The 25,376-nt window shown below is 65.7% G+C and carries 18 protein-coding genes, 1 other RNA gene and 1 pseudogene; 10 read left to right on the top strand and 10 right to left on the bottom strand.

Annotated elements, in window-relative coordinates; all coding sequences use genetic code 11:
• Positions 1 to 271: 271 nt before the first annotated feature.
• Positions 272 to 1,051: a winged helix-turn-helix domain-containing protein gene (locus XaplCFBP3123_RS02850; RefSeq protein ID WP_026064103.1), complete on the bottom strand. Its 780-nt coding sequence runs from the start codon at positions 1,049 to 1,051 to the stop codon at positions 272 to 274.
• A 914-nt stretch (positions 1,052 to 1,965) separates the two neighbouring features.
• On the opposite strand from XaplCFBP3123_RS02850, the gene XaplCFBP3123_RS02845 reads away from it, so the two are divergent.
• The 3 genes from XaplCFBP3123_RS02845 to XaplCFBP3123_RS02835 all read left to right on the top strand — a co-directional run bounded on the left by XaplCFBP3123_RS02845 (position 1,966) and on the right by XaplCFBP3123_RS02835 (position 7,759).
• The gene (locus XaplCFBP3123_RS02845; protein ID WP_016901519.1) at positions 1,966 to 3,321 is read left to right on the top strand and encodes a helix-turn-helix transcriptional regulator; all 1,356 of its coding nucleotides are present in this window, start codon (positions 1,966 to 1,968) and stop codon (positions 3,319 to 3,321) included.
• Between the two features lie 220 nt (positions 3,322 to 3,541).
• Positions 3,542 to 5,410: an ATP-binding protein gene (locus tag XaplCFBP3123_RS02840; protein WP_172453057.1), complete on the top strand. Its 1,869-nt coding sequence runs from the start codon at positions 3,542 to 3,544 to the stop codon at positions 5,408 to 5,410.
• 24 nt (positions 5,411 to 5,434) lie between these two features.
• Positions 5,435 to 7,759 (top strand): hypothetical protein, encoded by a 2,325-nt coding sequence (locus XaplCFBP3123_RS02835; RefSeq protein ID WP_104532708.1) that lies wholly within the window; start codon positions 5,435 to 5,437, stop codon positions 7,757 to 7,759.
• 872 nt (positions 7,760 to 8,631) lie between these two features.
• On the opposite strand, the gene XaplCFBP3123_RS02820 is transcribed toward XaplCFBP3123_RS02835, so the two are convergent.
• Positions 8,632 to 9,732, bottom strand: a complete 1,101-nt coding sequence (locus XaplCFBP3123_RS02820; protein ID WP_104532707.1) for an NADH:flavin oxidoreductase/NADH oxidase — start codon at positions 9,730 to 9,732, stop codon at positions 8,632 to 8,634.
• Between the two features lie 535 nt (positions 9,733 to 10,267).
• Here XaplCFBP3123_RS02820 and XaplCFBP3123_RS02815 point away from each other — a divergent pair.
• The 6 genes from XaplCFBP3123_RS02815 to XaplCFBP3123_RS02790 are packed head-to-tail and all read left to right on the top strand — an operon-like array spanning position 10,268 to position 15,687.
• Positions 10,268 to 11,110: an STAS domain-containing protein gene (locus XaplCFBP3123_RS02815; protein WP_104532706.1), complete on the top strand. Its 843-nt coding sequence runs from the start codon at positions 10,268 to 10,270 to the stop codon at positions 11,108 to 11,110.
• Between the two features lies 1 nt (position 11,111).
• Positions 11,112 to 11,474: an STAS domain-containing protein gene (locus XaplCFBP3123_RS02810; protein WP_104532705.1), complete on the top strand. Its 363-nt coding sequence runs from the start codon at positions 11,112 to 11,114 to the stop codon at positions 11,472 to 11,474.
• The gene (locus XaplCFBP3123_RS02805; RefSeq protein WP_016901512.1) at positions 11,471 to 11,866 is read left to right on the top strand and encodes an ATP-binding protein; all 396 of its coding nucleotides are present in this window, start codon (positions 11,471 to 11,473) and stop codon (positions 11,864 to 11,866) included. The genes XaplCFBP3123_RS02810 and XaplCFBP3123_RS02805 overlap by 4 nt, the downstream gene beginning before the upstream one ends.
• A complete protein-coding gene (locus XaplCFBP3123_RS02800; RefSeq protein ID WP_102596417.1) occupies positions 11,857 to 12,867 on the top strand; it encodes an ATP-binding protein in 1,011 nt (336 codons plus the stop codon). Before XaplCFBP3123_RS02805 ends, XaplCFBP3123_RS02800 begins: the two co-directional genes overlap by 10 nt.
• Positions 12,864 to 13,739 (top strand): sensor histidine kinase, encoded by an 876-nt coding sequence (locus XaplCFBP3123_RS02795; protein WP_104532704.1) that lies wholly within the window; start codon positions 12,864 to 12,866, stop codon positions 13,737 to 13,739. Before XaplCFBP3123_RS02800 ends, XaplCFBP3123_RS02795 begins: the two co-directional genes overlap by 4 nt.
• Positions 13,729 to 15,687, top strand: coding sequence for a response regulator (locus tag XaplCFBP3123_RS02790; protein WP_172453056.1), 1,959 nt, complete (start codon positions 13,729 to 13,731; stop codon positions 15,685 to 15,687). Before XaplCFBP3123_RS02795 ends, XaplCFBP3123_RS02790 begins: the two co-directional genes overlap by 11 nt.
• A gap of 22 nt (positions 15,688 to 15,709) precedes the next feature.
• Here XaplCFBP3123_RS02790 and XaplCFBP3123_RS02785 read toward each other — a convergent pair whose 3' ends face one another.
• Positions 15,710 to 15,898 carry a hypothetical protein gene (locus XaplCFBP3123_RS02785; protein WP_104532702.1) on the bottom strand — a complete coding sequence of 63 codons (189 nt, stop codon included), beginning with the start codon at positions 15,896 to 15,898 and terminating at the stop codon, positions 15,710 to 15,712.
• Positions 15,899 to 15,923: 25 nt separating this feature from the next.
• A non-coding RNA gene (locus XaplCFBP3123_RS02780) (sX9 sRNA) lies at positions 15,924 to 15,999 on the bottom strand.
• A gap of 106 nt (positions 16,000 to 16,105) precedes the next feature.
• On the opposite strand from XaplCFBP3123_RS02780, the gene XaplCFBP3123_RS02775 reads away from it, so the two are divergent.
• Complete coding sequence (locus tag XaplCFBP3123_RS02775; protein ID WP_104532701.1) at positions 16,106 to 18,475, top strand: TonB-dependent receptor; 2,370 nt, start codon at positions 16,106 to 16,108, stop codon at positions 18,473 to 18,475.
• A 235-nt stretch (positions 18,476 to 18,710) separates the two neighbouring features.
• Here the strand turns inward: XaplCFBP3123_RS02775 and trxC are convergent, their stop codons facing one another.
• From trxC to XaplCFBP3123_RS02745, 6 genes and pseudogenes are all read right to left on the bottom strand, one after another.
• Positions 18,711 to 19,157 carry a thioredoxin TrxC gene (gene trxC / locus XaplCFBP3123_RS02770; RefSeq protein WP_104532700.1) on the bottom strand — a complete coding sequence of 149 codons (447 nt, stop codon included), beginning with the start codon at positions 19,155 to 19,157 and terminating at the stop codon, positions 18,711 to 18,713.
• Positions 19,158 to 19,334: 177 nt separating this feature from the next.
• Positions 19,335 to 19,558 (bottom strand): annotated as a pseudogene (locus XaplCFBP3123_RS02765) (DUF1428 domain-containing protein); the annotation flags it as partial.
• A gap of 40 nt (positions 19,559 to 19,598) precedes the next feature.
• Positions 19,599 to 20,729 carry a hybrid sensor histidine kinase/response regulator gene (locus tag XaplCFBP3123_RS02760; protein WP_104532699.1) on the bottom strand — a complete coding sequence of 377 codons (1,131 nt, stop codon included), beginning with the start codon at positions 20,727 to 20,729 and terminating at the stop codon, positions 19,599 to 19,601.
• Complete coding sequence (locus XaplCFBP3123_RS02755) at positions 20,726 to 21,304, bottom strand: chemotaxis protein CheB (protein ID WP_429001613.1); 579 nt, start codon at positions 21,302 to 21,304, stop codon at positions 20,726 to 20,728. The genes XaplCFBP3123_RS02760 and XaplCFBP3123_RS02755 overlap by 4 nt, the downstream gene beginning before the upstream one ends.
• Positions 21,305 to 21,309: 5 nt before the next feature.
• Entirely contained in the window at positions 21,310 to 22,161 is an 852-nt protein-coding gene (locus tag XaplCFBP3123_RS02750) for a CheR family methyltransferase (RefSeq protein WP_172453055.1), read from the bottom strand.
• A complete protein-coding gene (locus XaplCFBP3123_RS02745; protein ID WP_104532697.1) occupies positions 22,134 to 25,298 on the bottom strand; it encodes a response regulator in 3,165 nt (1,054 codons plus the stop codon). The genes XaplCFBP3123_RS02750 and XaplCFBP3123_RS02745 overlap by 28 nt, the downstream gene beginning before the upstream one ends.
• Positions 25,299 to 25,376: the final 78 nt, after the last annotated feature.

Below are 25,376 nucleotides of genomic sequence, written 5' to 3'. Positions count from 1 at the left end.
GCAAGGGCTTACACGTCTCGCCAAGGCGTAGCAAGCAGTCGACCGGCAATACGCCAAGGGTCTGTTCGTGTTTTCAATACATTCTTGAATTGTTTAGCGGATACGTTTTTCCACTCGGCGTGGGATCTGGCGAACGCCTCTTCCAATTAATGCCTGACCAGATCAACGCATGGCGGCGGACGACTCACTGCAACGCACGGTCCGATAGCAGGCGCGCAAGCGCGGGTCGACGCCGATCGCTGCGCTGCCGCTTTTGCAGCGCTCACATCGGTCAACAGGCCGCAGCATGATGGGCGGTGCTGGGGCTGATGGCCTTGCCGGGCGCATCCTTGTCAGGCGTGGCAAGTTCCAGCTTGTAACCATGCGAATACACGGTTCTGATGCGCACCATGCCGCTGTGATTGCACAGCTGCAGCTTCTTGCGCAGCTTGTAGATGTGCTGCTCCATCGTGCGATCGGTGAACTCGGTGTGGCTACCCCAGACCGCCTTGGCCAACTGGCAGCGGCGGAAACACACGCCGGGGCTGGAAAACAGCAGCCAGGCGATCGAGAACTCGCGTGCGGTCAGCACGATCGGCTTGCCGTGCAGATACACGGTATTTTCGTCGCGAATCAATTGGTATGGACCAACACTCAGCTGCTGGCTCTCTGAGCACGCCTCGGCCACCGGCGAAAGCGCCAATGCCGCACGCACATGCAGTTCGTGGGAATTGAACGGCAGGGCGAGTACATCGTGTGCGCCGGCGCGGTACCAGGCCAGAATGTCGTGGGCACAGTTGAAACGCCCCAGCACGATCAGCGGTGTGGGATGTCCACTGTGGCAGCGTTGCCAGGCCAGCAGCGAGCTGTCGTCCGACGCGACGCAGGTCGCGTCGAAGACCAACAGCTCGCAAGGGGAATGCCGCAGCGAGCGCAGAAGTTCGAGTTCGTCGGAAAACACCGCAAAACTCGGGGCGAGCGGTGCGAGGCTCGCCTTGACCTGCGATGCCAGACGCGCGTCCTGCGTCAACAGGAAAGCCGATCCTTGCTTGCTGTGAAGGCTGCGGTGCATCAGCCGGCCTTCCCATGTCTGCACACGTACCAGTCGTACGTCGGATGCCTGTTGCGGACAGCAGGCGCCAATACAAAACCCGCATGTATAGATAAGTGCATCGCCATCGCCTTTGGCTGCCAGGGAATCCGACCTGAGGTCGGACGAATGGTATGTACCATTGCGGAGGCAGAAAGTTTCACTGCTGCGTACTTTTCTTCGGCTTTGGGTTGGCCGGCTTTAACGTGCGCTCATTTAAGCGCAATGCAGCTCTTACATCTAGGGTATGCGTGGCGGGGTAACTAACAAAATTCCGACATCGAACAATGCGCCGGAAGGTCGATCCGGTAAGACGACAGCTGCGATCGTCTAGTCCATTAAATGGCGTGTCCAGGTCTATACCACGGTATTGCGATTTGCTCGCGTTTGAAGCGCGCATGGAATATCGGGGCAATCCGTCGATGTAATGGAACGCGGTAGCTGTCGTTTTGAAGTGCATCTTTCATTGACTGAAATACCGTGCACGTAGCATTGGCACGTCATGCCAGGACAATGGTTAAGCCGCGCAGAGTCCGGGCGTTCGAGTGGGCTCCACGATTCCGCTTTGGGCTGCCGTCTTGTCTTCAGTACGGCTTCGCATGGCGTGCAATGTCTCGTGCACGCCACCGCCGGTGGTATGCAAAAAGTGCCCTTTATCTGCACCCCGAGTAACTGGCTTGCCGGACCACAGAGTGAGGATTTTTGATTTTCTTAGTGCCTTCGAGTGAGAAATTCCATTGGATCCGCTGCATACAATCGGTTGCGCCAGCCAGACCGGCGCATTGTTGTTTTTGCTCATCCCCCCTATGAGAGAGCCAGGCATGATCCTTCCAACCTACTTCGCGGCGATCTCTGCGTTGTCGTACGCAGACCGTCTTCCTACCTATACAAGCAGGATGCTGGTTGGTGCCTGGCCGCAAGGTCTGCAACATCTTCAACAACGCCGCGACGGCCAGGCCGCCGCGGATGGCGCCGACGATGAAGTCAGCCTGCTCGGCGCCAGCGGCGATGCATTGTTGATCCTCGAGTATCAGGAGGAGGCCGAAGATGCCTATCGCCACGCCTTGAAGGCAATGCGAGGGCATCAGCGCCAACTGCGGCTACTGTCTTGCCGCAATACCGCCTGGTTGATGCTGAGCCAGCGCCGCCTGAGTGCTGCATTGAACTGCTTCGCACAGCTGGCGATGGACCGCGAGACGCCGGCCTGCCTGTGCGGGGAGAGCCTGCTGGGCAAGGCGATGACCCACTTCCATCTGGGCCAGAGCACGCTGGCGCTGCAGACGTTGGAGCGGGCCAACGAAGTGCTGGCGGAACTGGACGGCGGCGCAACCGAGTGGTTGCGCATCGCCAACGCGCTGCGCCTGGACATGATTGCGCAGTTGCGCATCCGTCGCGCCGACCGGATGAGCGACCACGTGTTCTGGCAAGCCACGCTGCGACAGGAGGATGCGGCCCACGCGTTCGAGCCCAACGAGTTGCGCGCCTGCATCGCCGATCTGGCCGAGAGCATGCCGGTGCTCGCACAACGCATGCGCCACGTGCGTAATCTGCTGCGCATTGCCGGTGGCGACACCTTCGGTTTCGATGCGCAGATCGATGCGCTGCCGGCCGCCGCCACCGGTTGCCCGCCATGCGCCCGGCAGGATGCGCAGGTGGAGCTGGCGCTTGCCGCATTGGCGGTGGGACGCGCCGATCTGGCAGAGCGCGCCCTGGCCGGTGCCGGCCGGCACCACGCGCCGCGCTGGAATCTGGAGTTCGAGTATTGCCAGGCCAAGATCAGCCAGGCGCTGGGCAAGACCGAGCAGGCGCTGTTGCTGTACAACCGGTATGCGTTGGGCGCGGTGCAGTGCCTGCGCAGCGAGGTGCAGGCGCCGCGGCTGTTGGAAAGCGGCACGCCGGCACATGTCAGCGACGACATCTCCGCGCGGCTGCCGGCCAAGTACCGACGCGCCTACGCCTACATGATCACCAATGCGCACCGCTCGGATCTGTCGATCAACGAGGTGGCCGCGCAGATCGGCGTGACCGGGCGCGCCTTGCAGCAGGCGTTCAAGTCCGCCACCGGGCTGTCGCCGACCCAGGTGCTGCGTCGTTACCGGATGCAGAGCATTCGCGACGAACTGCTGGCCGAAGGCGGCTGCGGCAGCGTGCTGCAGGCGGCGAGCCGCTGGGGCGTTGGCAGCCGCTCGGCCCTGGCCAAGGGCTATCGGCAGCATTTCAATGAGGCACCGATGGAAACCTTGCAGCGGTAAGCCGTTGCGCGCCACGGCCGTGCGTCGACGCAGGCCGTGGCGCGTCGTTTCCCAAGGGTGCGCTGCAGTGGCGACGGAACCCCAGCCACGCGCTGGAAGCAGCCATAGTGTGACGCGCGTGCGTGTGGCGTGGCTTGCGGCTATCCTGTATGGCTCGCACTGCCACCCAGGACGGCGCGTCCGAGGATGGGCGTGGCGGCCAAGGAAACGACGAACGATCATGCAAGATCACATCTCCGAGGCGACGGACGCCTCCCAGATCCGCCGCGCAGGCGTCGATCTCAACGGACTGATGTCCGTCCTCAGCAAGCATCTGTATTCCACGCCGGTGGTCGCGCTGCGCGAGCTGGTGCAGAACGCGCACGACTCGATCCTGCGTCGCCGTCTGGAACAACCCGGCTGGCAAGGCGAATCGCGCATCGAAGTGCATGCCGATGCTGCCCAGGGCATCGTGCGCATCATCGATACCGGCGCCGGGCTGACCCAGCAGGAAATTCACGACTATCTGGCCACGGTCGGCGTGGGGTATACGCGTGGCTTGCGTCAGGGAGGGCATGAGGACAGCGGCCTGATCGGCATGTTCGGGCTGGGCTTTCTGTCGGCCTTCGTGCTGGCGCGCCGCGTCACCGTGCGCACCACCTCCTACCAGAGCCCGACGCTGGGGCATTGCTATATCTCCAGCAATGCCGAGCAATACACCGTGAGTCCGATCCCGGCGCGTGCGCAGGTCGGAACGGAAGTGGTGCTGGAACTGCACGAGGACTATCTGTCGTTGGCCCAGGAAGCACGGTTGCGCGAGATCCTGTCGCGCTATTGCGCGCTGTTGCGCGAGCCGATCTGGATCGGCACCGATACCCAGGCGATCAATCCCGAGCCGCCGCCGTGGCGCATGCACGATGCGGTGCCGTTGCATCCGGTACAGGCCTGGCGGCGTCAACGCGAGTTTGCCGCGCGTTTCGAGCGCAACTTCGAACCCTTGTGCTGCATGCCGGTGCGTGCGGAGGAGGGCAGCGATGCGGTCGGCCTGCTGTGGGTACAGGACGGGGCCACCTACGGCACCAGCGACAACCGCAATCTGTCGGTGTTCCTGCGCGGCATGCTGCTGGACGACAACGCGCGCGAACTGCTGCCGCCGTGGGCGGGCTTTATCGGTGGCGTGATCGAATCCAATCGCTTGACGCCCACTGCCAGCCGCGAGGATCTGCAGCGCGATGCCACCTATACGGCCGTGCAGCACGCGCTGTCCGAAGCGCTGGTGCAGGGCCTGGCCGATGTGGCGCGTCAGCAGCCGGAAGCCTGGCGGCGCATCCTGCTGCGGCACAACGAGGCATTGCTGGGCGCGGCGCTGTGCGACGAGCGCTTGTTCGAGTTGTTGATGGAACACGTGCGGGTGCCGACCTCGCAGGGCGATCTGCCGGCGCAGCAGTTGCCGGCGCGTGGCGCGGTGCATGTGATCCTGGACAGCGACAGCGGCTTCGAAGAAATGCTGTTCCGCGCGATGGGCGTGCCTGTGGCCTACGGAAACCGCTACGCGGTGGTGCCGTTCTTGCGCCGCTGGGCGCAGGCCAAGGGCGTGCGCCTGGTCGAGCTGGGCACCGAGCAGGGCAACCGGCAGTTGTTCCAGCTGGATACGCTGCCGGCCGACGAACTGGCCTGGCTGGAACAGCATCTGGGCGATGGCGAAGCGCTGGTGCCGGCGCGCTTTAGCCCCGAGGCATTGCCGTTGGTGGTGGTGCCCGACCGCGAGGCCGAATTGAAACGCCGCCTGGAGCAGGACGAGAACGACAAACGCGTGTCCACCGCTGCGTTGCGGCTGGCCCGGCAGTTCACTGCGGGGATCGAAGCGCGGCAGACCCAGCGGCTGTATCTGAATCTCGACAACCCGGCGTTGCAGGCGCTGCTGGCGGCGCAGCGCGCCGGCAATCCGCAGGCGGCGGTGGCAGCGCGGCTGCTGCGCTCACTGAAGGTGATCGTGTCGGCGCAGGGGCGCACCCAGCCGCAGCCCGGTGCCAACGCATCGGGCGGATCGGATTTGAACCGGGCCTTCGGCGATCTTGCCGAGGCCGTGACCCAATTGCTGGCGCGCTGAGCGCCGCATCGAAGGAGCAACACGATGGAAATCTGGAACTGGGTAGAGAAGCTGCAGGACGATCTGGGCGAGGCCGGGCAGCCGCAGAATGCGCAGCTACTGACGCGCCTGACCGACCATATTTGCGACCTGCAGATCGAACGCGCCGAAGCGCTGTTGCCCGAGGCGCGTGCGCTGGGCAAGACGCTGGCCAATCCGTGGCTGGAGGTGTTCGTCGGACATTGGGAAATGCGCAACCGGGTCGGCAATCTGTGCGAGGGCGAGCGTGCGCTGAGCGATGCGGTGACGCTCTTCGAACGCGCGCATCGCGCCGATGCGGTGGAGTGCCCGCAGTCGGTGTGCGTGACCCAGGATCTGGCCGCGTGCTATGCCAATATCGATGGTCCGGGCTGGGTGGAAGAGCGGATCGAGGTGTGCGAGGAAACGCTGGGCCGCATCGATCCGAGCTGGTCGTGCTACCAGTGCCTGAGCTGCGAAAAAGCCGATGCCTTGCTCGACGATGGACGCGGCGAGGCGGCACTGAGTTATCTGGAAGCGCAGTCGCAGACCATTCTTGCGCATGGCGGACAGATCTACGACGGCGTGCCGGACATGCGCATCTCGATCCTGCTTTCGCTCGGGCGCGCGGAAGAGGCGCTGGCGCTGATCGAGCAGCGCGAGCGCGAAGCCGCGCGCGAAGGGGCGGAGTGGGCCAACTGCAGTCAGCCGCGGCGCTTGCAGAAAGCCCGTGCATTGGCAATGTTGAATCGCGACGACGAAGCGCTGGAGGCCTTTCTGCCGTGGCGCGAGGTCGCGCCGCGCTACCGCCTGCACTGGTTGCGTGCGGTGGTGGTGCTGGTATCGCACCAGCCCGAGCGCAATACCTGGGATCTGGGCGGCCGCCTGCAGGTGATGCTGGATCATTACGCGCAGGTCGGGGCGCATCGCATCCTGATCGACGCGGCAGAGATGGCGATCGAGCTGGCGTTGCAGCGTGGCGCGGTGTGGACTGCGCGCCGGCACCTGGCGCTTGCGCGTGCGCATGTGCCCAAATTGCGCCAGGACCGTGGCGCCACCCAACTGCTGGACGGCCTGGCTGCGCGCATCGAGACCGCACCGGCGGGCGAGCCGGCGCCGGTGCCGGCCGCGCAGTTGCTGGAATGGCTGGATGCGCAGGCCGAAGACGTGGCGCGTAACCCCGAGCGCGAGGCGCAGTGGTTGCTGCAGGCAGTGGCCGAGCTTCCCGACGATGCCGAGTTGGTGGATACCACGGCGTCGGCATTGAGTGCGTGTGCGGCCGACGATGAGGCGATCGCGCTGCTGTGGGCATTCGTGCAGCGGCATGCCGATCGCGAAACCAGCCCGACCTTCCGGCTGATGAACCTGCTGCTGGGCCGTGGCGATGAGGCCGGCCTGCGTCGGCTGGCGCAGCTGTATCGTCCGCTGGTGCCGGTGGCGGCGCTGTGGTGCGAGGCGCAGCTGGCCCAGCGACTGGCCGATTGGCCGGCGCTGGAACAGGCCTGCACCGCGTTGCTGGCACTATCGCCCGGCTCGCATGGCGCGCGCGGGTTGCTGGGGCGCATGTATCTCAACACCGGCCGTTTTGCCGAAGCCGCCGATGTGTATCGACAGCTGACCGAGTTGATGGAAGAACCGCGCTCTGCGCATTGGGATCACATGACCGCGGCCAGCGCGGCGCAGCAGTGGGACGCGGTGCGCGCCTCGGCGCAGGCGCTCGGCATGGAGCTGAGCAGCACCGGTGGCGTGGTCGAAGAAACCTGGGGTTGGGTGATCGTGCGTTGCGTGGATGACGGCGAAGTAGCCGAGTACTACGCGCGGCGCACCGGCCCGGTCACCGCGCGTATCGTCGAAAATGCACCGGCGCATCGGCGCCAGCATGTCGCCGACTGGGTGGTGTTCGATGCGGAATTGCTGTATCCGCCGCCGGACGACGAAGCCGAGCGCGAGCGCTTCGTGCCGACCTATGCGCAGGTGCATATGCTGGAGGCGGGCGGTTACGGCAGCAGCTGGCTGGTGGATGGCGTGCATCCCGGCGAGCAGGCGATCGAGGCCCTGCGGCAGGACATCGAAGCGCGTGGCTGGAAGCTGTGGCTGCACAGCCGCGACGATTATCGCGTGGTCGATCCGGAACACGCGGACGCATTCGACCCGGAAGACGCGAGCACAGGTCTGCCGGGCGTGCTGTTCACCGTGGCGCTGCCGGAAGCGGCGCCGCCGCTGGAACTGCATCGCGTCCTGCTGGCCACCACCGCGCAGTGGGCGCACCCGATGTGCTGGCTGCGCCTGGCCGAGGCCTGCGATCAGGACCCGCGCCCGCATCTGGATGCGGTGGAGCGTTACGGGCTGTAGGGCGGCGATCAAGCTCGTCGCGCATTAGCTGCTGACGCGGCCGCCGCCGGGATTGGGCATTCGGGATTGGCATGCGTGGTTGCGTGCCAACTGCTGGTATGTCGTCAGGAATGGTGACGTTCTGAAGGATGTGCAGCTCAGCGGGCGCTCGGTATTTCTTTCCGCAACCGACAATAACTGGTGGTGCTTGCGCGCGTACCGGCGTGGGACCTTGAGCGGCATGGATGCCGCGCCAGAGCCTACAGGGACGTACTTGCGGCGTGTCCCACGCTGGTACGCGTGCAAGCGCCCTCGGCAGACCGAAACATTCGCGTAGAACCGGTAAATGTCGTTCGCAAGATTGATCGGTGCGCGGAGTTGGTCGGCGGCGCGGCGCCGCATCCAGTGTCGGGACACGCCGTGAATCCATCCTTGGAGGCTCGGTGGCGACATCCATGCCGCCACACGGTCCCGCCCCCGGACGCGGCACCACGCTCCCAAGATCGCTATCGCTGATCCGCAAGCAATACTTCAAGCACGTGTTGATGCCTGCGGACTTCGTGGCCGATGTAATCAGTAAGCCATCCATCTGCTGTCACGTCGCCAGGAATGGACGCTCGGAAGAACGTGCAGCTCATCTGGCTGTTCGCATTTCTTTCAGCAACCGACAACAACCGCTGGTGCAAGCGCCCGCAGCAGACCGAAGCGTTCGCATGGAACCGGCGGAGGCCTTGCACAAGATTGCCCGGTCTGCGGCGCTGGTCGGCAGCGCAGCGCCGCATCCGGTGTCGGGACACGCCGGGAATCCATCCCTGGAGACTCGCTGGAGGCGCCCGCAGCAGACCTAAGCATTCGCATGTACCGCAATCTCGCAGTCCATCGCATCTGTCCGATCAGCCGCGCTTGCCGTAACGCTCCAGCCAGTGCGCGTACGAGGGCGGCAGCACCCACGACGGGCGTTCTTCGTCCAGCGCCAACGCGGCGTGATACGGCCAATGCGGGTTGGCCAGATGCGCGCGGCCGACCATCACCAGCTCCATCTGTCCGGCGCCGACGACGCGGTCGGCTTCCAGCGGATCGTCGATGTTCCAGGACGAGGCAACCGGCAGCTGCGCCTCGCGGCTGACGCGTTCGGAGTAAGGCGCCAGCAAGGCAGGCGCCCACGGAATCTGCGCGGTCGGGGTGCTGAAGCCGATGCTCACGTTGAGCAGATCCAGGCCGCTTTGCCTGAAGTTGCGCGTCAGTGCGATGGCTTCCTGCAAGGTCTGTTCGTCGCGGCCGTCGAATTCGATCACGCCGAAGCGCGCGGTGAGCGGCAGGTGTTCCGGCCAGACCGCACGCACGGCTTGCAGCGTTTCCAGCAGGAACCGCGCGCGGTTTTCGGCGGTGCCGCCGTAGTGATCCTGGCGATGATTGGCGTGTACCGAGAAGAAGCTCTGCGCCAGATAGCCATGCGCAAAATGCAGCTCCAGCCACTGGAAGCCGGCATCGCGCGCGCGCTGCGCGGCGGCGACAAAATCGCCGCGCACGCGGTCGATGTCGTCCTGCGTCATCTCACGCGGCACTTTGGGCAGGCCACCGCCGAAGGCGATCGCCGAGGGCGAGATGGTGTCCCAGCCACGCGGGTCGCCGTCGGCGATGTGGTCGTCGCCTTCCCACGGCAGGTTGGCACTGGCCTTGCGCCCGGCGTGGCCGATCTGGATCCCCGGCACGGCGCCGGCAGCGCTGATCGATGCCGCGATGCGCGCCAGTCCCTCGGCCTGGGCGTCGTTCCACAGGCCCAGGCAACCGGCGGTGATGCGTCCTTCCGGCGAGACGCCGGTGGCTTCGACGATCACCAGGCCCGCACCGCCGCGCGCCATGCTGGCGTAATGCACCTGATGCCATGCGTTGCTGAGGCCGTCGACGGCGGTGTACTGGCACATGGGAGGAATCGCGATGCGGTTGCGCAGCGTGACGTCCTTGAGTTGATAAGGAGAGAACAGCGATGACATGGAGGGCAACCACCTGAGAAAAAGCAGGGTGCGATCAGACCATGCCCGGCCGCCGTGCAGACACCCTGTCGATGGCACAGCGCGTTGCATGCGGTGCCGGTTGTGGGCAAGCGCCTGCGATACGCCGATCGCGTCCGCTGACATGGGATGCGGCCGCGATCGGTTCGGGGCGGCTTGAGGAATGGGTCTGCCCGCAGAGCCGGCACCACCGTTGCGCAGCGATCCGTGGCCGGGCCGGGCCGCGGCAGTCGCCAAGCGGTTGCCGTCGCGGCCGCAATTGTCGCGCCCGATGGCAGGGGAACAGGCCGGCAGTCATCGCATCTTTCCAGGCGTGGTCGCGCTCACGTTCACCGTGTGCGCCGCAATGTCAAACTCCGTCAGGACTGTCCTCTGACCGCTACAGGTTCGTCGCTGGTTGCCGAAACTGAATTGCTTTACTCTGCAGCGCTTCGGCGTGGGGGGCGCCGCGCCAGTCAGGGGGCGCAACCGTCCCGCATGCCCAGCCTTCTCTCTTCTACTCTCGGCGGGTGATCTCATGATGGCATTGCAGCAGCGCTCGATCGATGCGATTCGTGGCCAGGAAACTGCGTTGTTGGCCGCATGGCTGGGCTCCAGCCTGGGCAGCGATGGACGTATTTCCCGGCAGGACGTCGAAACCCAGAGCGCGGACTTTTTGCATCTGCTGGTCGCCTCCCTGAAGGATGGCGGCAGCAGCCTGGACAGCGCCGACTGGAGCGAGGTGCGTCGCTTCCTGGAAAATCTGTCGCGCGACCGCGCCACCCGTGGCTTCGATTCGCAGGAAACCGCCAACTTCATCTTCTCGCTCAAGCGGGTGCTGTTTGCGCTGGTGCAGCGCGAGTATGCCGATACGCCGGAGGATCTGGGCCAGCAGCTGTGGGCGCTGTCCGAGCTGCTGGACCGTCTGGGCCTGTACACCGTCAAGGCGTTCCAGAAAACCCGCGAAGACATCATCGTGCGCCAGCAGGAAGAAATGCTGGAGCTGTCCACCCCGGTGGTCAAACTGTGGGACGGCGTGCTGGCACTGCCGATGATCGGCACGCTGGATTCGCAGCGCACCCAGGTGGTGATGGAGTCGCTGCTGCAGCGCATCGTCGATACCGGCTCGGAAATCGCCATCATCGACATCACCGGCGTGCCTACCGTGGACACGCTGGTGGCGCAGCACCTGCTCAAGACCGTCACTGCGATCCGCCTGATGGGCGCCGATGCCATCATCAGCGGCGTGCGCCCGCAGATCGCGCAGACCATCGTGCACCTGGGGCTGGACCTGCAGGGCATCGTCACCAAGGCCAACCTGTCCGACGCGCTGGCGCTGGCGCTCAAGCGCATCGGCGTGACCGTCAGCAAGGCGGGCTGACATGGAGCGCATCCCGATCCTGCGGATGGGCGAGCTGCTGCTGGTCACCATCCAGGTGGACATGCACGACCAATTGGCGATGACGCTGCAGGAAGACCTGTCGGAAAAGATCAGCGCCACCTCCGCGCGCGGCGTGCTGATCGACATTTCCGCACTGGACATCGTCGACTCCTTCATCGGCCGCATGATCAGCACCATCTCCGGGCTGGCGGCGATCATGGATGCCAGGACCGTGGTGGTGGGCATGCAGCCGGCCGTGGCGATCACGCTGGTCGAGCTGGGCCTGACCCTGCCGTCGGTACGCACCGCGCTCAATGTCGAACGCGGCATGCGCCTGTTGCAGCAACCCGATCGCGCTTCATGACCACCGGTTCGCAACCGGTGCGTACCGAACAGGATGTGGTGCTGGCCCGGCAGACGGTACGCAAGCTGGTGGTGCAGTGCGGCCTGCGTCTGGTCGACCAGACCAAGCTGGTCACCGCCGCCAGCGAACTGGCGCGCAACACCGTGATCTATGGCGGTGGCGGCGACATGGATTGGGCCTTGGTGGAAAGCGGCATCCGCAAGGGTGTGCAGCTGACCTTCCGCGACGAAGGCCCCGGCATTCCCGACCTGGACCTGGCGCTCACTGATGGCTGGACCTCCGGCAGCGGGCTGGGACTGGGCCTGTCCGGCAGCCGGCGGCTGGTGGATGATTTCGTCCTGGATACCGCAGCCGGCAAGGGCACGCGCATCACCATCACCAAATGGAAGTGACGCTCGCCGGCGATGTCACGCGCGCGTTTCGTGTCGACGAAACCAGCCAGGTTGGGCAGGCACGTCGCGAAGCGGCGGCGCTGGCACAGACGCTGGGTTTCGACGAGGCCGCCTGCGGCCGCGTGGCGCTGGTGGCCACCGAGCTTGCCACCAATATGGTCAAGCATGGACGTGGCGGCTGGCTGCAGTTGTCCACGGTGGTCACACGTCAGGGCATGGGCGTGGAGATCTGCGCCATCGACGGCGGCCCCGGGTTCGCACTCGTGGACGGCCTGCGCGATGGCTATTCCACCGCCGGGACGCCGGGCACCGGGCTGGGCGCGATCAAGCGCCAGGCGCAGGTGCTGGACGCGTATTCCGATGCCAAGGGCGCGGTCGTGATGGCACGGCTGTTCGTGCAGCAACGCGCCGAGCTGGACGTGCCGTACGGCGCCATCCGTCTGCCGCTGCACAACGAAACGGTATGCGGCGATGCCTGGCATCTGGCGATTGGCGAGCAGCGGGCGACCGTCACCGTGATCGATGGCCTGGGCCACGGTCCAGGCGCTGCCGATGCTGCCGACGCCGGGATGCGCGCTGCAACCACGGCCAGCGGCGAGCCCGGCGAGCGCATCGCGCAGCTGCATGCCGGCATGTCCGGTACCCGCGGCGGCGCGGCGGCGGTGACGCAATTCGACAGCAGTACCGGCCGGGTGCGCTTTGCCGGTGTGGGCAATATCGTCGCGTCGCTGTGCGATGGCGACGGCGTGCGTGGCATGCCGTCGCATCCGGGCATCGTCGGGGTGCAGTTTCGCAAGGCGCAGCCGTTCGATTTTCCGGACGCCGCCGGCAAACTGCTCATCATGCACAGCGATGGCCTGCAGTCACGCTGGAACCTGCGCGATCACCCGGGTCTGCTATCGCGCCATCCGCGTCTGATTGCGGCGGTGCTGTTGCGCGATTACACGCGAGGCCGCGACGATTGCGGCGTGTTTGTCATGCGGCTGGGAGGCCTGCAATGAATGCTTCCGGTGCGGCATCGCCGATCGATCCGCTGGCCGAACTCGACGCGCTGCGGCAGCAGAACCAGGCCCTGCGCGAAGAGTTGGAAGAGACCAACCAGGGCGTGTTGGCGCTGTATGCCGAGCTCGATCAGCAGGCCGAGCAGCTGCGCGACGTGTCCGAGCTCAAGAGCCGCTTCCTGTCGTACATGAGCCACGAGTTCCGCACCCCGCTCAGCTCGATCCTGAGCATTACGCGGCTGCTGGAAGACGGCATGGACGGGCCGCTGACTGCCGAACAGTCCAAACAGGTACGCTTTGTCAGCGCCTCGGCGCGCGAGCTCACCGAGATGGTCGACGACCTGCTGGATCTGGCCAAGATCGAAGCCGGGCGCATCACCATCTCGCCGGGCTGGTTCGATTTGATGGACCTGTTTGCGGCCTTGCGCGGCATGTTCCGCCCGCTCACCGATGCCGGCAGCACCACCTTGATCTTCGAAGATCCGCCGGTACTGCCGATGCTCTACACCGACGACAAGAAGCTGGCGCAGATCCTGCGCAACTTCATCTCCAACGCGCTCAAGTTCACCCCGCAAGGCCATGTGCGCGTGTTCGCGCAGCTGGAAGGCGAGACCCATGTGCGCTTCGGCGTGCAGGACACCGGTATCGGCATTCCGGCCGAGCTTCACGACGCCTTGTTCGAAGATTTTGTACAGGTGGATTCGCCGTTGCAGAAGCGCCTGACCGGCACCGGTCTGGGGCTGTCGATCTGCAAGCGCTTCGCCGAGTTGCTGGGCGGCAGGGTGGGGATCAACAGCGTGGTCGGGCAGGGCTCTGAATTTTTCGTGGTGCTGCCGATCACGCTGGCACCGGAGGATGCACTTGGGCAGTAAGCCGCACATTCTGGTCGTCGACGACAACGCGGTGACGCGTTATTCGGTGCGGCGCGTGCTCGAACATCATCAGTTCGTGGTCGACGAAGCCGGCACCGGCACCGACGGCCTGGCCAGACTGGCCGAGCAGGCGTTCGCTGCGGTGGTGCTGGACGTCAATCTGCCGGACATGAGCGGCTTCGACATCGTGCGCACGCTACGCGCCGAGCCGCGCACCGCGTTGCTGCCGGTGGTGCACGTGTCGGCGGCATCGATCGCCACCGGCGACATGATCACCGGCCTGGAAGCCGGTGCCGATGCCTACCTGATTCACCCGGTCGACCCCAGCGTGCTGGTCGCCACGTTGCGTACCCTGCTGCGCGCGCGCCAGGCCGAGGACGCCTTGCGCATCAGCGAGGCCCGCTTCCGCGAGATCTTCGAGCACATCAGCGCACCGATTGCGGTGGTCGATGCCGGGCTGCACGCGCATGAAGCCAATGCGGCGTTCCAGCGCCTGGTCGGCACCGCCACGCCAGGCGAGGCGCTTGCCGTGCCCGGCGTGGACCAGGCCGCCACCGTGCACGCGCTGACCGACGCGCTGGCGCAGCGCGAGCGCTGGAGCGGTGCCTTGTCGATCCTGCGCGAGGGCAAGGTGTGCGAAACCGAATGGCGCGTGTCGCCGTACCGCGAACCGGATCTGGGCCTGCTGCTGGTCGAGGATGTCACCGAACAGCGCCTGCGCGAGCGCGAGCAGCGCCAGGAACTGGATACCGCCACCACCGAGCTGGCCCACCAGATCGCCGAGCGCCAGCGCACCGAGATCCAGTTGCTGCAGGCACAGAAGATGGAAGCGCTGGGCAAGCTCACCGGCGGCATCGCGCACGACTTCAACAATCTGCTGACCAGCATCATTTCCGGCCTGGACATGATCCAGCTGGCGGTCGAGTCCAATCGCATCGAGCGTGTGCCGCGGCTGGCCGAGATCGCCACTGGCTCGGCGCATCGCGCCGCCGCGCTGACCCAGCGCATGCTCGCCTTCGCGCGCAAGCAATCGCTGGATGCGCAGGCCTTCGACATCAACGCACGCGTGCGCTCGCTGGAGGACATGCTGCACCGCTCGATCGGCGAGAACATCGTGCTGGAACTGGACCTGGCGGACACGCCGCTGGTGGCGGTGGCCGATGCCAACCAGCTCGAAAACGTAGTGCTCAATCTGGTGATCAATGCGCGCGACGCGTTGAAGGGCAGGGGCACCATCCGCATCCAGAGCGCGGCCTACACCGCGCAGGGCGATCCGGAACTGGACGATGGCGAGTACGTGGCGGTGAACGTGATCGACAACGGCAGCGGCATCGAGCCGGCCATCCTCAACCAGGTCTTCGAACCGTTCTTCACCACCAAGCCGATCGGCGAGGGCACCGGCCTGGGCTTGTCGATGACCTATGGCTTTGCGCGCCAGTCCGGCGGTACCGCACGCATCACCAGCACCGTGGGGCGCGGCACCACGGTGGCCTTGCTGCTGCCGCGCGGGCTCACCGCCAGCGCAGTGCCGCCGACACCGGCACCGAGTTCGCCACGCGCACGCAGCGAGCGCATCTTGCTGGTGGACGACACCGATGTGGTGCGCATGATGGTGAGCGAGGTGCTCAGCGATGCCGGCTACCAGGTGGTCGAAGCCGAAGATGCCAACGGCGCACTGGATCAGTTGCGTGCGGGCGTGGAGATCGATCTGGTGGTGTCCGACGTTGGCCTGCCCGGCATGAACGGGCGCGACATGGCCGATGTGGCGCGCGCGCTGCGCCCCGGCTTGCCGATCCTGTTCATCACCGGCTACGCCGAAAACGCCGCCACCCGGCAGGAATTCCTGGACGACGGCATGGCGCTGCTGCCCAAGCCTTTCAGCCTCAACGATCTGCTCAACATGGTCGGGCAGATGCTCGATAGCAGCGTGCTGGCCGCCCGCGCCTGACGCGGTGTTTGCGCGCGAAGGGTCAGCTGTCGATGCCGGCCTGTCGCGCGACGACGACGACGATGGCGTGGCGACGACTGATGCGTTGAACGCGCCACAGCGAATGTGGCTGCGCGGCGGCGGCCATGTGCGCGTCGGCACGCTTGCCATAGAGCTGCAACATTGCTGACATATCGTGCGCGCGGTGCCACCCTGCGTCCTCGGCCGGCATGCCCGATGCCGACGGACGTCGGAGGGGCCAGCAAAACGTAGCGAGCGGTTGTCAGGTGGGCGCGGGCGATGGGGAGGAGCCGGCGTGTACGAGCGCTACATGCCGATTCCTGGCACCGGCCGCGCGTGCCTGATCGCCGCAGTCATGTTGATCGCCGCTCTTAACCCCGTGTCATCCCTCGCGTCACTTACCCAAGGATCATCTCGCATGTCGTTGTACTCGTCTGTCTCCGCGTCCCTGACGTCCGCCGCTACGCACGCACCCGCACGTCGTTGCGCCGCCTTGCAGCGCACGCCGCTGGCACGTGCCTGCGGCGGCCTGTTGCTCGCCTCGCTGGCCGCCGCAGCCTCTGCGCAGCAGGCGCAGACGCGCCAGGGCGAGGGCAGCCCGACCGCCCTGGATACGGTCACCGTCACTGCCGAGCACCGCGAACAGAACCTGCAGGAAGTGCCGGTGTCGGTGGGCGTGGTGCAGGGCGCGGCGATGCGCGAGTTCACTGCCGGTGGCGACGACACGCTGCTGGCGCTGTCCGGCCGCGTGCCGGGCTTCTATGCCGAGACCACCACCGGGCGCATCTTCCCGCGCTTCTATATCCGTGGCCTGGGCAATATCGACTTCTATCTCGGCGCTTCGCAGCCGGTGTCCATCATCCAGGACGACGTGGTACTGGAACACGTGGTGCTCAAGTCCAACCCGGTCTACGACGTGGACCAGATCGAAGTGCTGCGCGGCCCGCAGGGCACCTTGTTCGGCCGCAACACCACCGCCGGCATCGTCAAGTTCGACACGATCAAGCCCAGCGATACCTATACCGGCCGCGTCGATGCCAGCTATGGCAGCTACAACACGGTGTCGCTGGACGGCGGCTTCGGCGGCCCGATCAACGAGGTGCTGTCGTTCCGCGTGTCGGCGTTGTATCAGCACCGCGACGACTGGGTGGACAACACCTTTGCCGGCAGCAGCGCCGACGGGACGCGCACGCCGCGCAAGGATGCGATGGGCGGCTACAACGACCGCAATGCGCGCCTGCAGGTGCTGCTCAAGCCCAACGATGCGTTCTCGCTGCTGGGTTCGGTGCATACGCGCGACTACGACGGCACCTCCACATTGTTCCTGCGCAATGCGGTCACGCGCGGCAGCGACAAGGTCGACGTGCCGCGCGATCGCGTGGCCTATGACGAGGCACACGACAACCCGCAGGCGTATCAGACCGACGGTGGCTCGATCAAGGCGATCTACGATTTCGGCGGCGTGTCGCTGACCTCCATCACCGCCTACGAAACCACCTCCGGCTATAGCCGTGGCGACACCGATGGCGGCGCGGCGGCGAACTACCCGGTCAACGGCGTGCCGAACGGCTTCGGCCAGTCGATGGGGCAGATCCGCGACCTGGATCAGTACACCCAGGAACTGCGCCTGGCCAGCGAAGGCGATGACGCATTGCAGTGGCAGGTCGGTGCGTTCTACTTCGACGGGCGCGATACCACCGATTTCTATCAGCGTGCCTATTTCCTGCAAACCGCCGCGCGCAACCCCAACAACTGGGTGCGCCTGCGCAACACCAATACCTCCTGGGCCGGGTTCGGGCAGCTCAGCTACAAGGCCACCGACGCACTCACCTTGACCGCCGGTCTACGCCAGACCAAGGACAGCAAGGAAACCCGCCTGCTCAAGACCGCCGATACCGCCACTGGTGCGGTGACCTATCGCGGTCGTCGCGACGTGCGCATGTCCGACACCCAGCCCAGCTGGGATCTCAGCGCGATGTATGAAATCAATCCCGAGCTGAGCGTCTACGCGCGCGTGGCACGCGGCTTCCGCGGTCCGACCATCCAGGGCCGCAGCGCGGTGTTCAATTCGGATTTCACCACCGCCGATTCGGAAACCATCCTGTCGTGGGAAGCCGGCATCAAGAGCAGCCTGTTCGACAATCGCCTGCGTCTGAATGTCAGCGGCTTCACCTACACCGTCAACGACATCCAGCTCAACGGCAACGATTCGGACGGCAACGGCGTGCTGTTCAATGCCGACAAGGCCAAGGCCTACGGTCTGGAAGCGGATCTGGACTGGCGCCCGGTCTCCAACCTGTCGCTGACCGCTGGCCTGAGCCTGCTGCATAGCGAAATCCAGGACGATCGCGTCTACGCGCAGGCCTGCGCGCTCAACGGCGTGGTGGTGTGCACGGTCAACGACCCGACCATCCGCGTCGGTGCCAACACCTTTGCGCAGATCGACGGCAACCCGCTGCCCAACGCGCCCAAGTACAACCTCAACCTGGCGGCGCGCTACGATATTCCGGTGGGCAACGATGGGGCGTTCTTCGTCTCCACCGACTGGAACAAGCAGGGCCAGACCAGCTTCGTGCTGTACGACTCCACCGAGTTCCGCGCCAACGGCAATGTCGAGGGCGGGCTCAAGCTCGGCTACACCGGCGACTATGGTGCGTGGGAAGTGGCGGCATTCGCGCGCAACATCACCAACGAAAAGAACGTCAAGGGCGTGATCGAAAACTACATGGCCGCGGTGTACAACGAGCCGCGTGTCGTGGGTGTGTCGGTCAACGTCAACTGGCAGTAAGCGACTGAGCAAACTGTTGCGCGGCCGTCAGGTGGGCGGTCGGTGCCCGGAACCGGCATGTAGCATGTGTACGTTCGGTTCCCTGCGCGCCGTACGCATCCACCTGACGAGCGCTGGTGACGTTGTCAGCCGCTCTCTGTCGCTGATCGATTGACTGCATCGCTGCGCAGGTGTCGCAGCGATGTCGATCGTCAAACCAGGCCCGCTGCGTGCATCACGCAGCGGTTTTTTTGTATCAACGGCCGCGCAATACCGACTGCACCCAGCTGACGATCTGCGTGCTGCTCACCGCGCCCGAATGACGGCCCAGTTCACTGCCGCCGCGGATGACCAGCAAGGTCGGGATGCTGCGGATGCCAAAGCGCGTGCCCAGCGCCGGATGCAGATCGGTATCGACCTTCGCCAGCCGGACCTGCGGTTCGAGCATGGCCGCGGCCGCGACGAATTGCGGCGCCATGCTCAGGCATGGCCCGCACCACGGCGCCCAGAAATCCACCACCAACGGCAGCGCGCTGCGCACTGCATGCTTGTCGAAATCGGCCACCGACAGCGCCACCGGCGTGCCCAGGAACAAGGGCTTGTGGCAACTGCCGCAGTTGGGCGCATCGCGCAGACGCGCGCGCGCGACACGATTCATCGCAGCGCAGCTCGGGCAGGCGATCAGGAGCGGTGCGTCGGTCACGTGGTGGTCTCCGGTGGCAGGCAATGCAGTCGCTGCGCCTGCACACCATTGGCGGCGAACGCGGCTGCATGCTGCCAGTGTAACGGCCACCGCCTAAGACCCGGTGCCGTCGGTCACTGCCGCAACACCGGGTGTGCGGCGGTCACGCGAACGCGCGCGCTGCAGTGCTAAGCCCGGTTGCCCCAGGGGCAGGATCGGAACGAAGCCGCCGTAGATCGGGCGCTTGCCATCGAACGGTATCGGGTTGACCGTCGGTTCCATTCCCGGGTCGCCTTGTCCGGCGATTGGATCCACGAAAACACCACGGTTTCGTCCTCGCTGGCATCGACCGCGCGATGGAAGTCGGTCAGCTGTCCCTGCTGGACGTCATCGCCCCAGCACTCCACCACGCGCGGCGCGCCGGACGCCCGGCGTGCTGCCCGGCGGCCTCATTGGCCGCGATTACGCGGCCAGGTTGTGCCGCCGCAGCACGGCGTCGAACACCACATCGCCGTTTTCGTTGCGTGCCTGCAGCGTGCCGCCGTGCGCCTTGACGAATTGGTCGGCAATGAACAGCCCAAGCCCCAGGCCCTGGCTGGCATGGAAGCTGGCCTTGAACGGCTCGAACAGGCGCGGCATCAGGCTGTCCGGAATGTGCCCGACGTTACGCACCGACAGCCGCAGCGTGTCGCGTTCGCGTCCGTCCAGGTGCACCCGCACCGGCTGGTTGCCGCCGTGCAGCACCGCATTGCCGACCAGATTGGACACGACCTGGGCCAGGCGATCGCCGTCGCCGTCGCCGTCCAGATCGCCTTCGGTCTGCAGGTCGATCGGCGTGTGCGGATTGGCCTGCGCCACTTCGCCGACCACGCTATGGGTCACTTCGCCCAGATTGCAGGGGCCGAACCGCATCGACAGCCCGTCGCTGCGCAGGCGCGAGAAATCCAGCAACTGCTCGACCATCCGCGCCATCCGTCGCGCGCTGTTTTCCAGGTGATCGAGCGTGCGCGCGGCCGAGCCCTCGGCATCCACATCCAGGCTGAGCTTGTCGGCGCACAGCAGAATCACCGACAGCGGCGTGCGCAGGTCGTGGGTGAGCACGGCCATCATGGTTTCGTTGAGGGTGAGCGCGCGTTCCAGCGACGCGTTGCGCGCCTTGAGCAGGCGCCGCTGCTGGTACAACTCGATGAACACATTGACCTTGCTCAGGATCACGTGCGGCTCGATCGGCTTGTGCAGGAAATCCACCGCGCCGGTTTCGTAGCCCTGGAAGGCACGCATCGGATCGTTCGGCGATGCGGTCAGGAAAATGATCGGTACATGCCGGCTGCGCTGCGAGCCGCGCATCAGTTCTGCCAGCGAAAAGCCGTCCATTTCCGGCATGTGCACATCCAGCAGCGCCAGCGCCACATCGTGTTCGAGCAGCAGTTCCAGCGCCTGCGCGCCGGATGCGGCGCACAGCACCTGGAGGCCTTCGCGCTGCAGTAACGCTTCCATCGCCACCAGGTTCTGCGGCACGTCGTCGACGATCAGCAGCTTGGCGGGTTCGTCGCCGTTGCTGTGCGCAGCCAGGCCGGTCGCGGTGAGGTTCATGGGTGAAAGGCTTCCAGTCGGCTGCAGATCGCCTGCAGGGTGAGCACCGCATCGGCGCCAGCATAGGCGAGAGCGGAGGCGGGCATCAGCGGTGAGGCGGCATCGTCGGGGCGCTGGATCCAGGCGGTGCCACCGACCGCGCGGACTGCCGCCACACCGGCGCTGCCGTCGCTGCTGGCGCCGGTGAGCAGGATCGCCAGCAGGCGCTGCCCGAATACGTCAGCCGCCGATTCGAACAAGGGGTCGATCGCCGGGCGCGAGAACAGCACCGGTGCATCCATCGATAACGCCAGGCTGTCGCGCGTTTCCACCAGCAGATGGTAGTCGGGCGGGGCGATGGTCACGCTGCCGGCACGCAGCGGCTGCTTGTCTTCGGCCTCGCGCACCGGCAAGGAGCAGCGTGCATCCATCAGCTCGGCAAGATGGCTGGTGCGGTCGCGCGGCAGGTGCAACACCGCCAGCACCGGCATCGGCAGATCCGCAGGCAGGCTGGACAACAGCGCCTGCAAGGCCATGACGCCGCCGGCCGAGGCACCGATCACCATCGCGTCGAACCGCGCTGCCGCCGCATGCATGACGTTCATGCCGCCGCCTTGCGGAACAGGCGCTGCTCGCGTGCCACGGTTTCGAACGCCTGCGCATGCGCGCCGAACTGCAGCGATTCCTTGCTGCCCAGGCCCAGAAACCCCCGATGCACCAGCGCATCGTAAAACAGGCCCACTGCGCGGTCCTGCAGGCTGCGGTTGAAATAGATCAGCACGTTGCGGCACGACACCAGATGCACTTCGGAGAACACCGTATCGGTGGCCAGGCTGTGATCGGCGAAGACGATATTGCGCTTCAGACGGCGGTCGAACACCGCGCCATCGTAAGCGGTGGTGTAGTAGTCCGAGAGCGAGCCGCCGCCGCCGGCATCCAGATAATTGCGGCTGAACTGCGCGATGCGGTCGATGCCGAAGGCGCCGGCTTCGGCCATGCCCAGCGCTTCGGGGTTGATGTCGGTGGCATAGATCACCGCTTTTTCCAGCAGGCCTTCTTCGTGCAACAGGATCGCCAGCGACCAGACTTCCTCGCCTGTGCTGCAGCCTGCCACCCACAGCTTGATCGACGGATAGGTCCGCAAGACCGGCACCGCATGCTCGCGCAGGACGCGAAAGTAGGCCGGGTCGCGGAACATCTCCGACACCTGCACGGTGAAGAACTGCATCGCCTGCGCGAACGTGTCCGGTTCGTGCAGCAGACGGTGCTGCAGGTCGGCCACGCGCGTGCACTCCATACGCGCCATCGCGTGGCGCATGCGTCGGCGCAGCGACGACACCGCGTAATCGCGGAAGTCGTAGTGATAGCGCTGGTAGACCGCTTCCAGCAGCACCCGCAGCTCCAGATCGAACAGCTCCACCGCGTTCATTGCCGCGAGCACCACACCCGGCACAGCGACACCAGCTTGTCCACGTCGATGGGCTTGGCGATGTAATCGTTGGCGCCGGCCTCGAGACAGCGTTCGCGATCGTCGGCCATGGCCTTGGCGGTCAGCGCGATGATCGGCAGATCCTGCCACTGCCGATTGGCTCGGATCTGGCGCATCGCGGTCAGTCCATCCATCTCCGGCATCATGATGTCCATCAACACCAGGTCCACCTCGTGCTTGGCCAGATGTTCCAGCGCCTCGCGGCCGTTGCGGGCGATCTGCAGCGTCACGCCCAGCGGTTCGAGCACGCTGGAGAGCGCAAAGATGTTGCGCACATCGTCTTCTGCCAGCAGCACGGTGGCACCGTCCAGTACCGCGTCGCGGCGGCGTGCTTCCCGTAGCAGGCGTTGCTGGTCGCTGGGCAGCGAGGCTTCCACGCTGTGCAGGAACAGCGTGACCTCATCAAGCAGGCGCTCGGGCGAACGCACGCCCTTGATGATGATGCTCTTGGAATAACGGCGCAGGCGTTGTTCCTCGTCGCGGGTGAGCGCGCGCCCGGTGTAGACAATGACCGGTGGAAAGGCGACTGCGTCGTTGCCGGCCATGCGCTCTAGCAGGTCGTAGCCGCTGCCGTCGGGCAGCGCCAGATCGGTGACCATGCAATCGAAGGTCGAGCCGGCCAGCTGCTGCATCGCGTCGGCAATGCTGCCCACCGCGATGATGTCGAGTTGATCGCGCGCCAGCAGCAATTCCAGATTCGCACGCAGCGCGCTGTCGTCTTCGACGATCAACAAGCGGCGCACCGCGCGTGCGTTGGTGTCTTCCAGTTGACGGATCGCGCCCGCCAGCAGCTCGCGCGTGGCCGGCTTGATCAGGTAACCCACCGCGCCCAGTTCCAGGGCAATCTGGCTGCGCTCCAGCGCGGAGACCACATGCACCGGAATATGGCGCGTGGCCGGGTCGCGCTTGAGGCGTTCGAGCACGCTCAGGCCGGACGCATCCGGCAGGCCGATGTCGAGCAGGATGCCGCTGGGACGCAGTTCGGCCGCCAGACGCAGCGCTTCTCCGGCGCTGGGCGCCACCACGCAGTCGAAATCCAGCTCGTGCGCCAGGTCGACCAGCGCCTGTGCAAAGCGTGCTTCGTCTTCCACCGCCAGGATCAGCCGGCCGGGGCGGGTGCGTTGGTCGCGATCGTCGTCGGCACGCTGCAGCGGCGGGGGCGCGGCTGCCGGAATCGGCAGCGTCATCCCCGCGGACGTAGCCGTTGCGCGCCCATCAAGGCGCGAGGCCATGGCCGTGCCGCCGGCGGACTGCGACAACGGCGTGGCGCCGATCGCCACCGCGCTCGCGTTGGCCTGCGCTGCCGTGACCAGCTCGGCCGGCGCGCCGTCGATCGGCAATTCCAGCGTAAAACAACTGCCGCGCCCCGGCTGGCTGTCCACGCGGATGCTGCCTCCCATGCGCTGGGCCAGGTCGCGCGAGATCGACAGCCCCAGGCCGGTGCCGCCATAGCGACGGCGCGTGCTGCCATCGGCCTGACGGAACGCTTCGAAGATGATCTCGGTCTGTTCGTGCGCGATGCCGATGCCGGTGTCGTTGACCTTGAACAGCACCCGGCCCGGCGTGTGCGCCTGGATCGACAGACTGACGCTGCCGTGCTCGGTGAACTTGATCGCGTTGGCCAGCAGGTTCTTGAGGATCTGCTGCAGGCGTTGGCTATCGACGACCAGTTGCGTCGGTGCGTCTGATTCGGCAGCCAGCTGCAACGCCAGGCCTTTCTGGCGCGCCAGCGGCTCGAAGGTTTCGCGCAGGCGCTGCAGCACCGAGCTGGTGGCGACGGTTTCGTCGGCCAGTTCCACATGCCCGGCTTCGATCTTGGACAAGTCGAGGATGTCGTTGATCAACGCCAGCAGATCGTTGTTGGACGACAGGATCGCCTGTGCATATTTCACCTGCTCGGGGCCGAGCGTGCCGTCCTTGTTGTCCGCCAGCAGCTTGGCCAGGATCAACGCGCTGTTGAGCGGCGTGCGCAACTCGTGCGACATGTTGGCCAGAAACTCGGACTTGTAGCGCGAGGCGGTGGACAGCTCGTTGCTGTTGCGCACCAGCTGATTCTGCGCAACCAGCAAGGCCTGCTTCTGCGCCTCCAGCGCCTGGGTGCGTTCTTCCAGCTGCACGTTGGTCTGTTCCAGTTCGGCTTGCTGCATCTCCAGATCGCTTTGCGACTGCTGCAGGCTGCGGCTTTGTTCCTCCAACTCCTCGTTGGCCACGCGCAGTTCTTCCTGCTGGGTCTGCAGTTCTTCGCTTTGACGCTGGGTTTCTTCCAGTAAGGCCACCAGCTGCGCGCGCAGCAATGCCGTGCGCAAGGCCAGGCCGATGTTTTCGCCGCAGCGTGCGAGCAGCTGTTCTTCGCGCGTGCGGGCAGTCCCCGGCGCAGCGGCGCGGCCCAGTTCGAGAATGCCGATCACCCGCCCATCGGCAATGACCGGCGCCAGCAGCAGCTCCTGGCAAGCGCTCCGGCCCAGGCCCGAGGCGATTTGCAGATGTCCGGCTTCCACGCCGCGCACCCGGCGCACCGTACCGCTACGCAAGGCCTCGCCGAGTTGGCCGGCATCGGTCGGCAGCGTCTTGGATGCATCGGCCGGTAGCGCAGCGCCGCCGGTCAGACGCAGGCGGTCGCCTTCGATGCGATACAACGCGCCGACCTGCGCATCCAGCGTGTCGCACAGCGCCCGCACGGCGGCATTGGCCAGATCGTCAGGGCTGTGATCGCCACGCAAACTGCCTTCGACCGTGTTTTCGGCCTGCTGCAGCCACAGCGCCAGTTCGGCCTGACGGCGCGCGCGGATGGCCTGCATCACCACCAGCGCCATCGCCAGGAACGATACCCCGCCGATGCTGCGGTTGATCGAGGAAAAACTCGAACTGGTACTGGCCGGCGCCAGCTGAAAGCCGATTGCCAGCAGCACGCACGACAGCGCGGCGACCACCAGTGGCGCCTGCACGCGATTCTGGAAGACCGTCACGCCTACCGCGACGAAGTAGGTCAGCCACACCGCATAGCCGAGCGGCGTGATCAACTCCACGCCGAGCGTTCCCGCCATCAGGGCCCCCGCGATCACCCACACCCAGCGGTCGCGTGTGGTCGAGATGTTCTGCATAAAGGCACGGACCGGACTGGGAGGGCGGCCATGTTAGCCGATAAGTTTCACGCGCAAATCGCCGGTATTTTGACGCCT

This window comes from Xanthomonas arboricola pv. populi (assembly GCF_002939945.1).
GTDB lineage: Bacteria > Pseudomonadota > Gammaproteobacteria > Xanthomonadales > Xanthomonadaceae > Xanthomonas > Xanthomonas arboricola_A.
Note: the sequence above shows the minus strand (reverse complement) of the source record. Positions and strands in the feature narration are given on the sequence as shown.

Excerpts from the sequence above, each read along its gene's own strand:
- XaplCFBP3123_RS02850 (WP_026064103.1), bottom strand. The coding sequence starts at position 1,051 with ATGCACCGCAGCCTTCACAGCAAGCAAGGATCGGCTTTCCTGTTGACG.
- XaplCFBP3123_RS02845 (WP_016901519.1), top strand. The coding sequence starts at position 1,966 with ATGCTGGTTGGTGCCTGGCCGCAAGGTCTGCAACATCTTCAACAACGC.
- XaplCFBP3123_RS02840 (WP_172453057.1), top strand. The coding sequence starts at position 3,542 with ATGCAAGATCACATCTCCGAGGCGACGGACGCCTCCCAGATCCGCCGC.
- XaplCFBP3123_RS02835 (WP_104532708.1), top strand. The coding sequence starts at position 5,435 with ATGGAAATCTGGAACTGGGTAGAGAAGCTGCAGGACGATCTGGGCGAG.
- XaplCFBP3123_RS02820 (WP_104532707.1), bottom strand. The coding sequence starts at position 9,732 with ATGTCATCGCTGTTCTCTCCTTATCAACTCAAGGACGTCACGCTGCGC.
- XaplCFBP3123_RS02815 (WP_104532706.1), top strand. The coding sequence starts at position 10,268 with ATGATGGCATTGCAGCAGCGCTCGATCGATGCGATTCGTGGCCAGGAA.
- XaplCFBP3123_RS02810 (WP_104532705.1), top strand. The coding sequence starts at position 11,112 with ATGGAGCGCATCCCGATCCTGCGGATGGGCGAGCTGCTGCTGGTCACC.
- XaplCFBP3123_RS02805 (WP_016901512.1), top strand. The coding sequence starts at position 11,471 with ATGACCACCGGTTCGCAACCGGTGCGTACCGAACAGGATGTGGTGCTG.
- XaplCFBP3123_RS02800 (WP_102596417.1), top strand. The coding sequence starts at position 11,857 with ATGGAAGTGACGCTCGCCGGCGATGTCACGCGCGCGTTTCGTGTCGAC.
- XaplCFBP3123_RS02795 (WP_104532704.1), top strand. The coding sequence starts at position 12,864 with ATGAATGCTTCCGGTGCGGCATCGCCGATCGATCCGCTGGCCGAACTC.
- XaplCFBP3123_RS02785 (WP_104532702.1), bottom strand. The coding sequence starts at position 15,898 with ATGCCGGCCGAGGACGCAGGGTGGCACCGCGCGCACGATATGTCAGCA.
- XaplCFBP3123_RS02775 (WP_104532701.1), top strand. The coding sequence starts at position 16,106 with ATGTCGTTGTACTCGTCTGTCTCCGCGTCCCTGACGTCCGCCGCTACG.
- XaplCFBP3123_RS02760 (WP_104532699.1), bottom strand. The coding sequence starts at position 20,729 with ATGAACCTCACCGCGACCGGCCTGGCTGCGCACAGCAACGGCGACGAA.
- XaplCFBP3123_RS02755 (WP_429001613.1), bottom strand. The coding sequence starts at position 21,304 with ATGCATGCGGCGGCAGCGCGGTTCGACGCGATGGTGATCGGTGCCTCG.
- XaplCFBP3123_RS02745 (WP_104532697.1), bottom strand. The coding sequence starts at position 25,298 with ATGCAGAACATCTCGACCACACGCGACCGCTGGGTGTGGGTGATCGCG.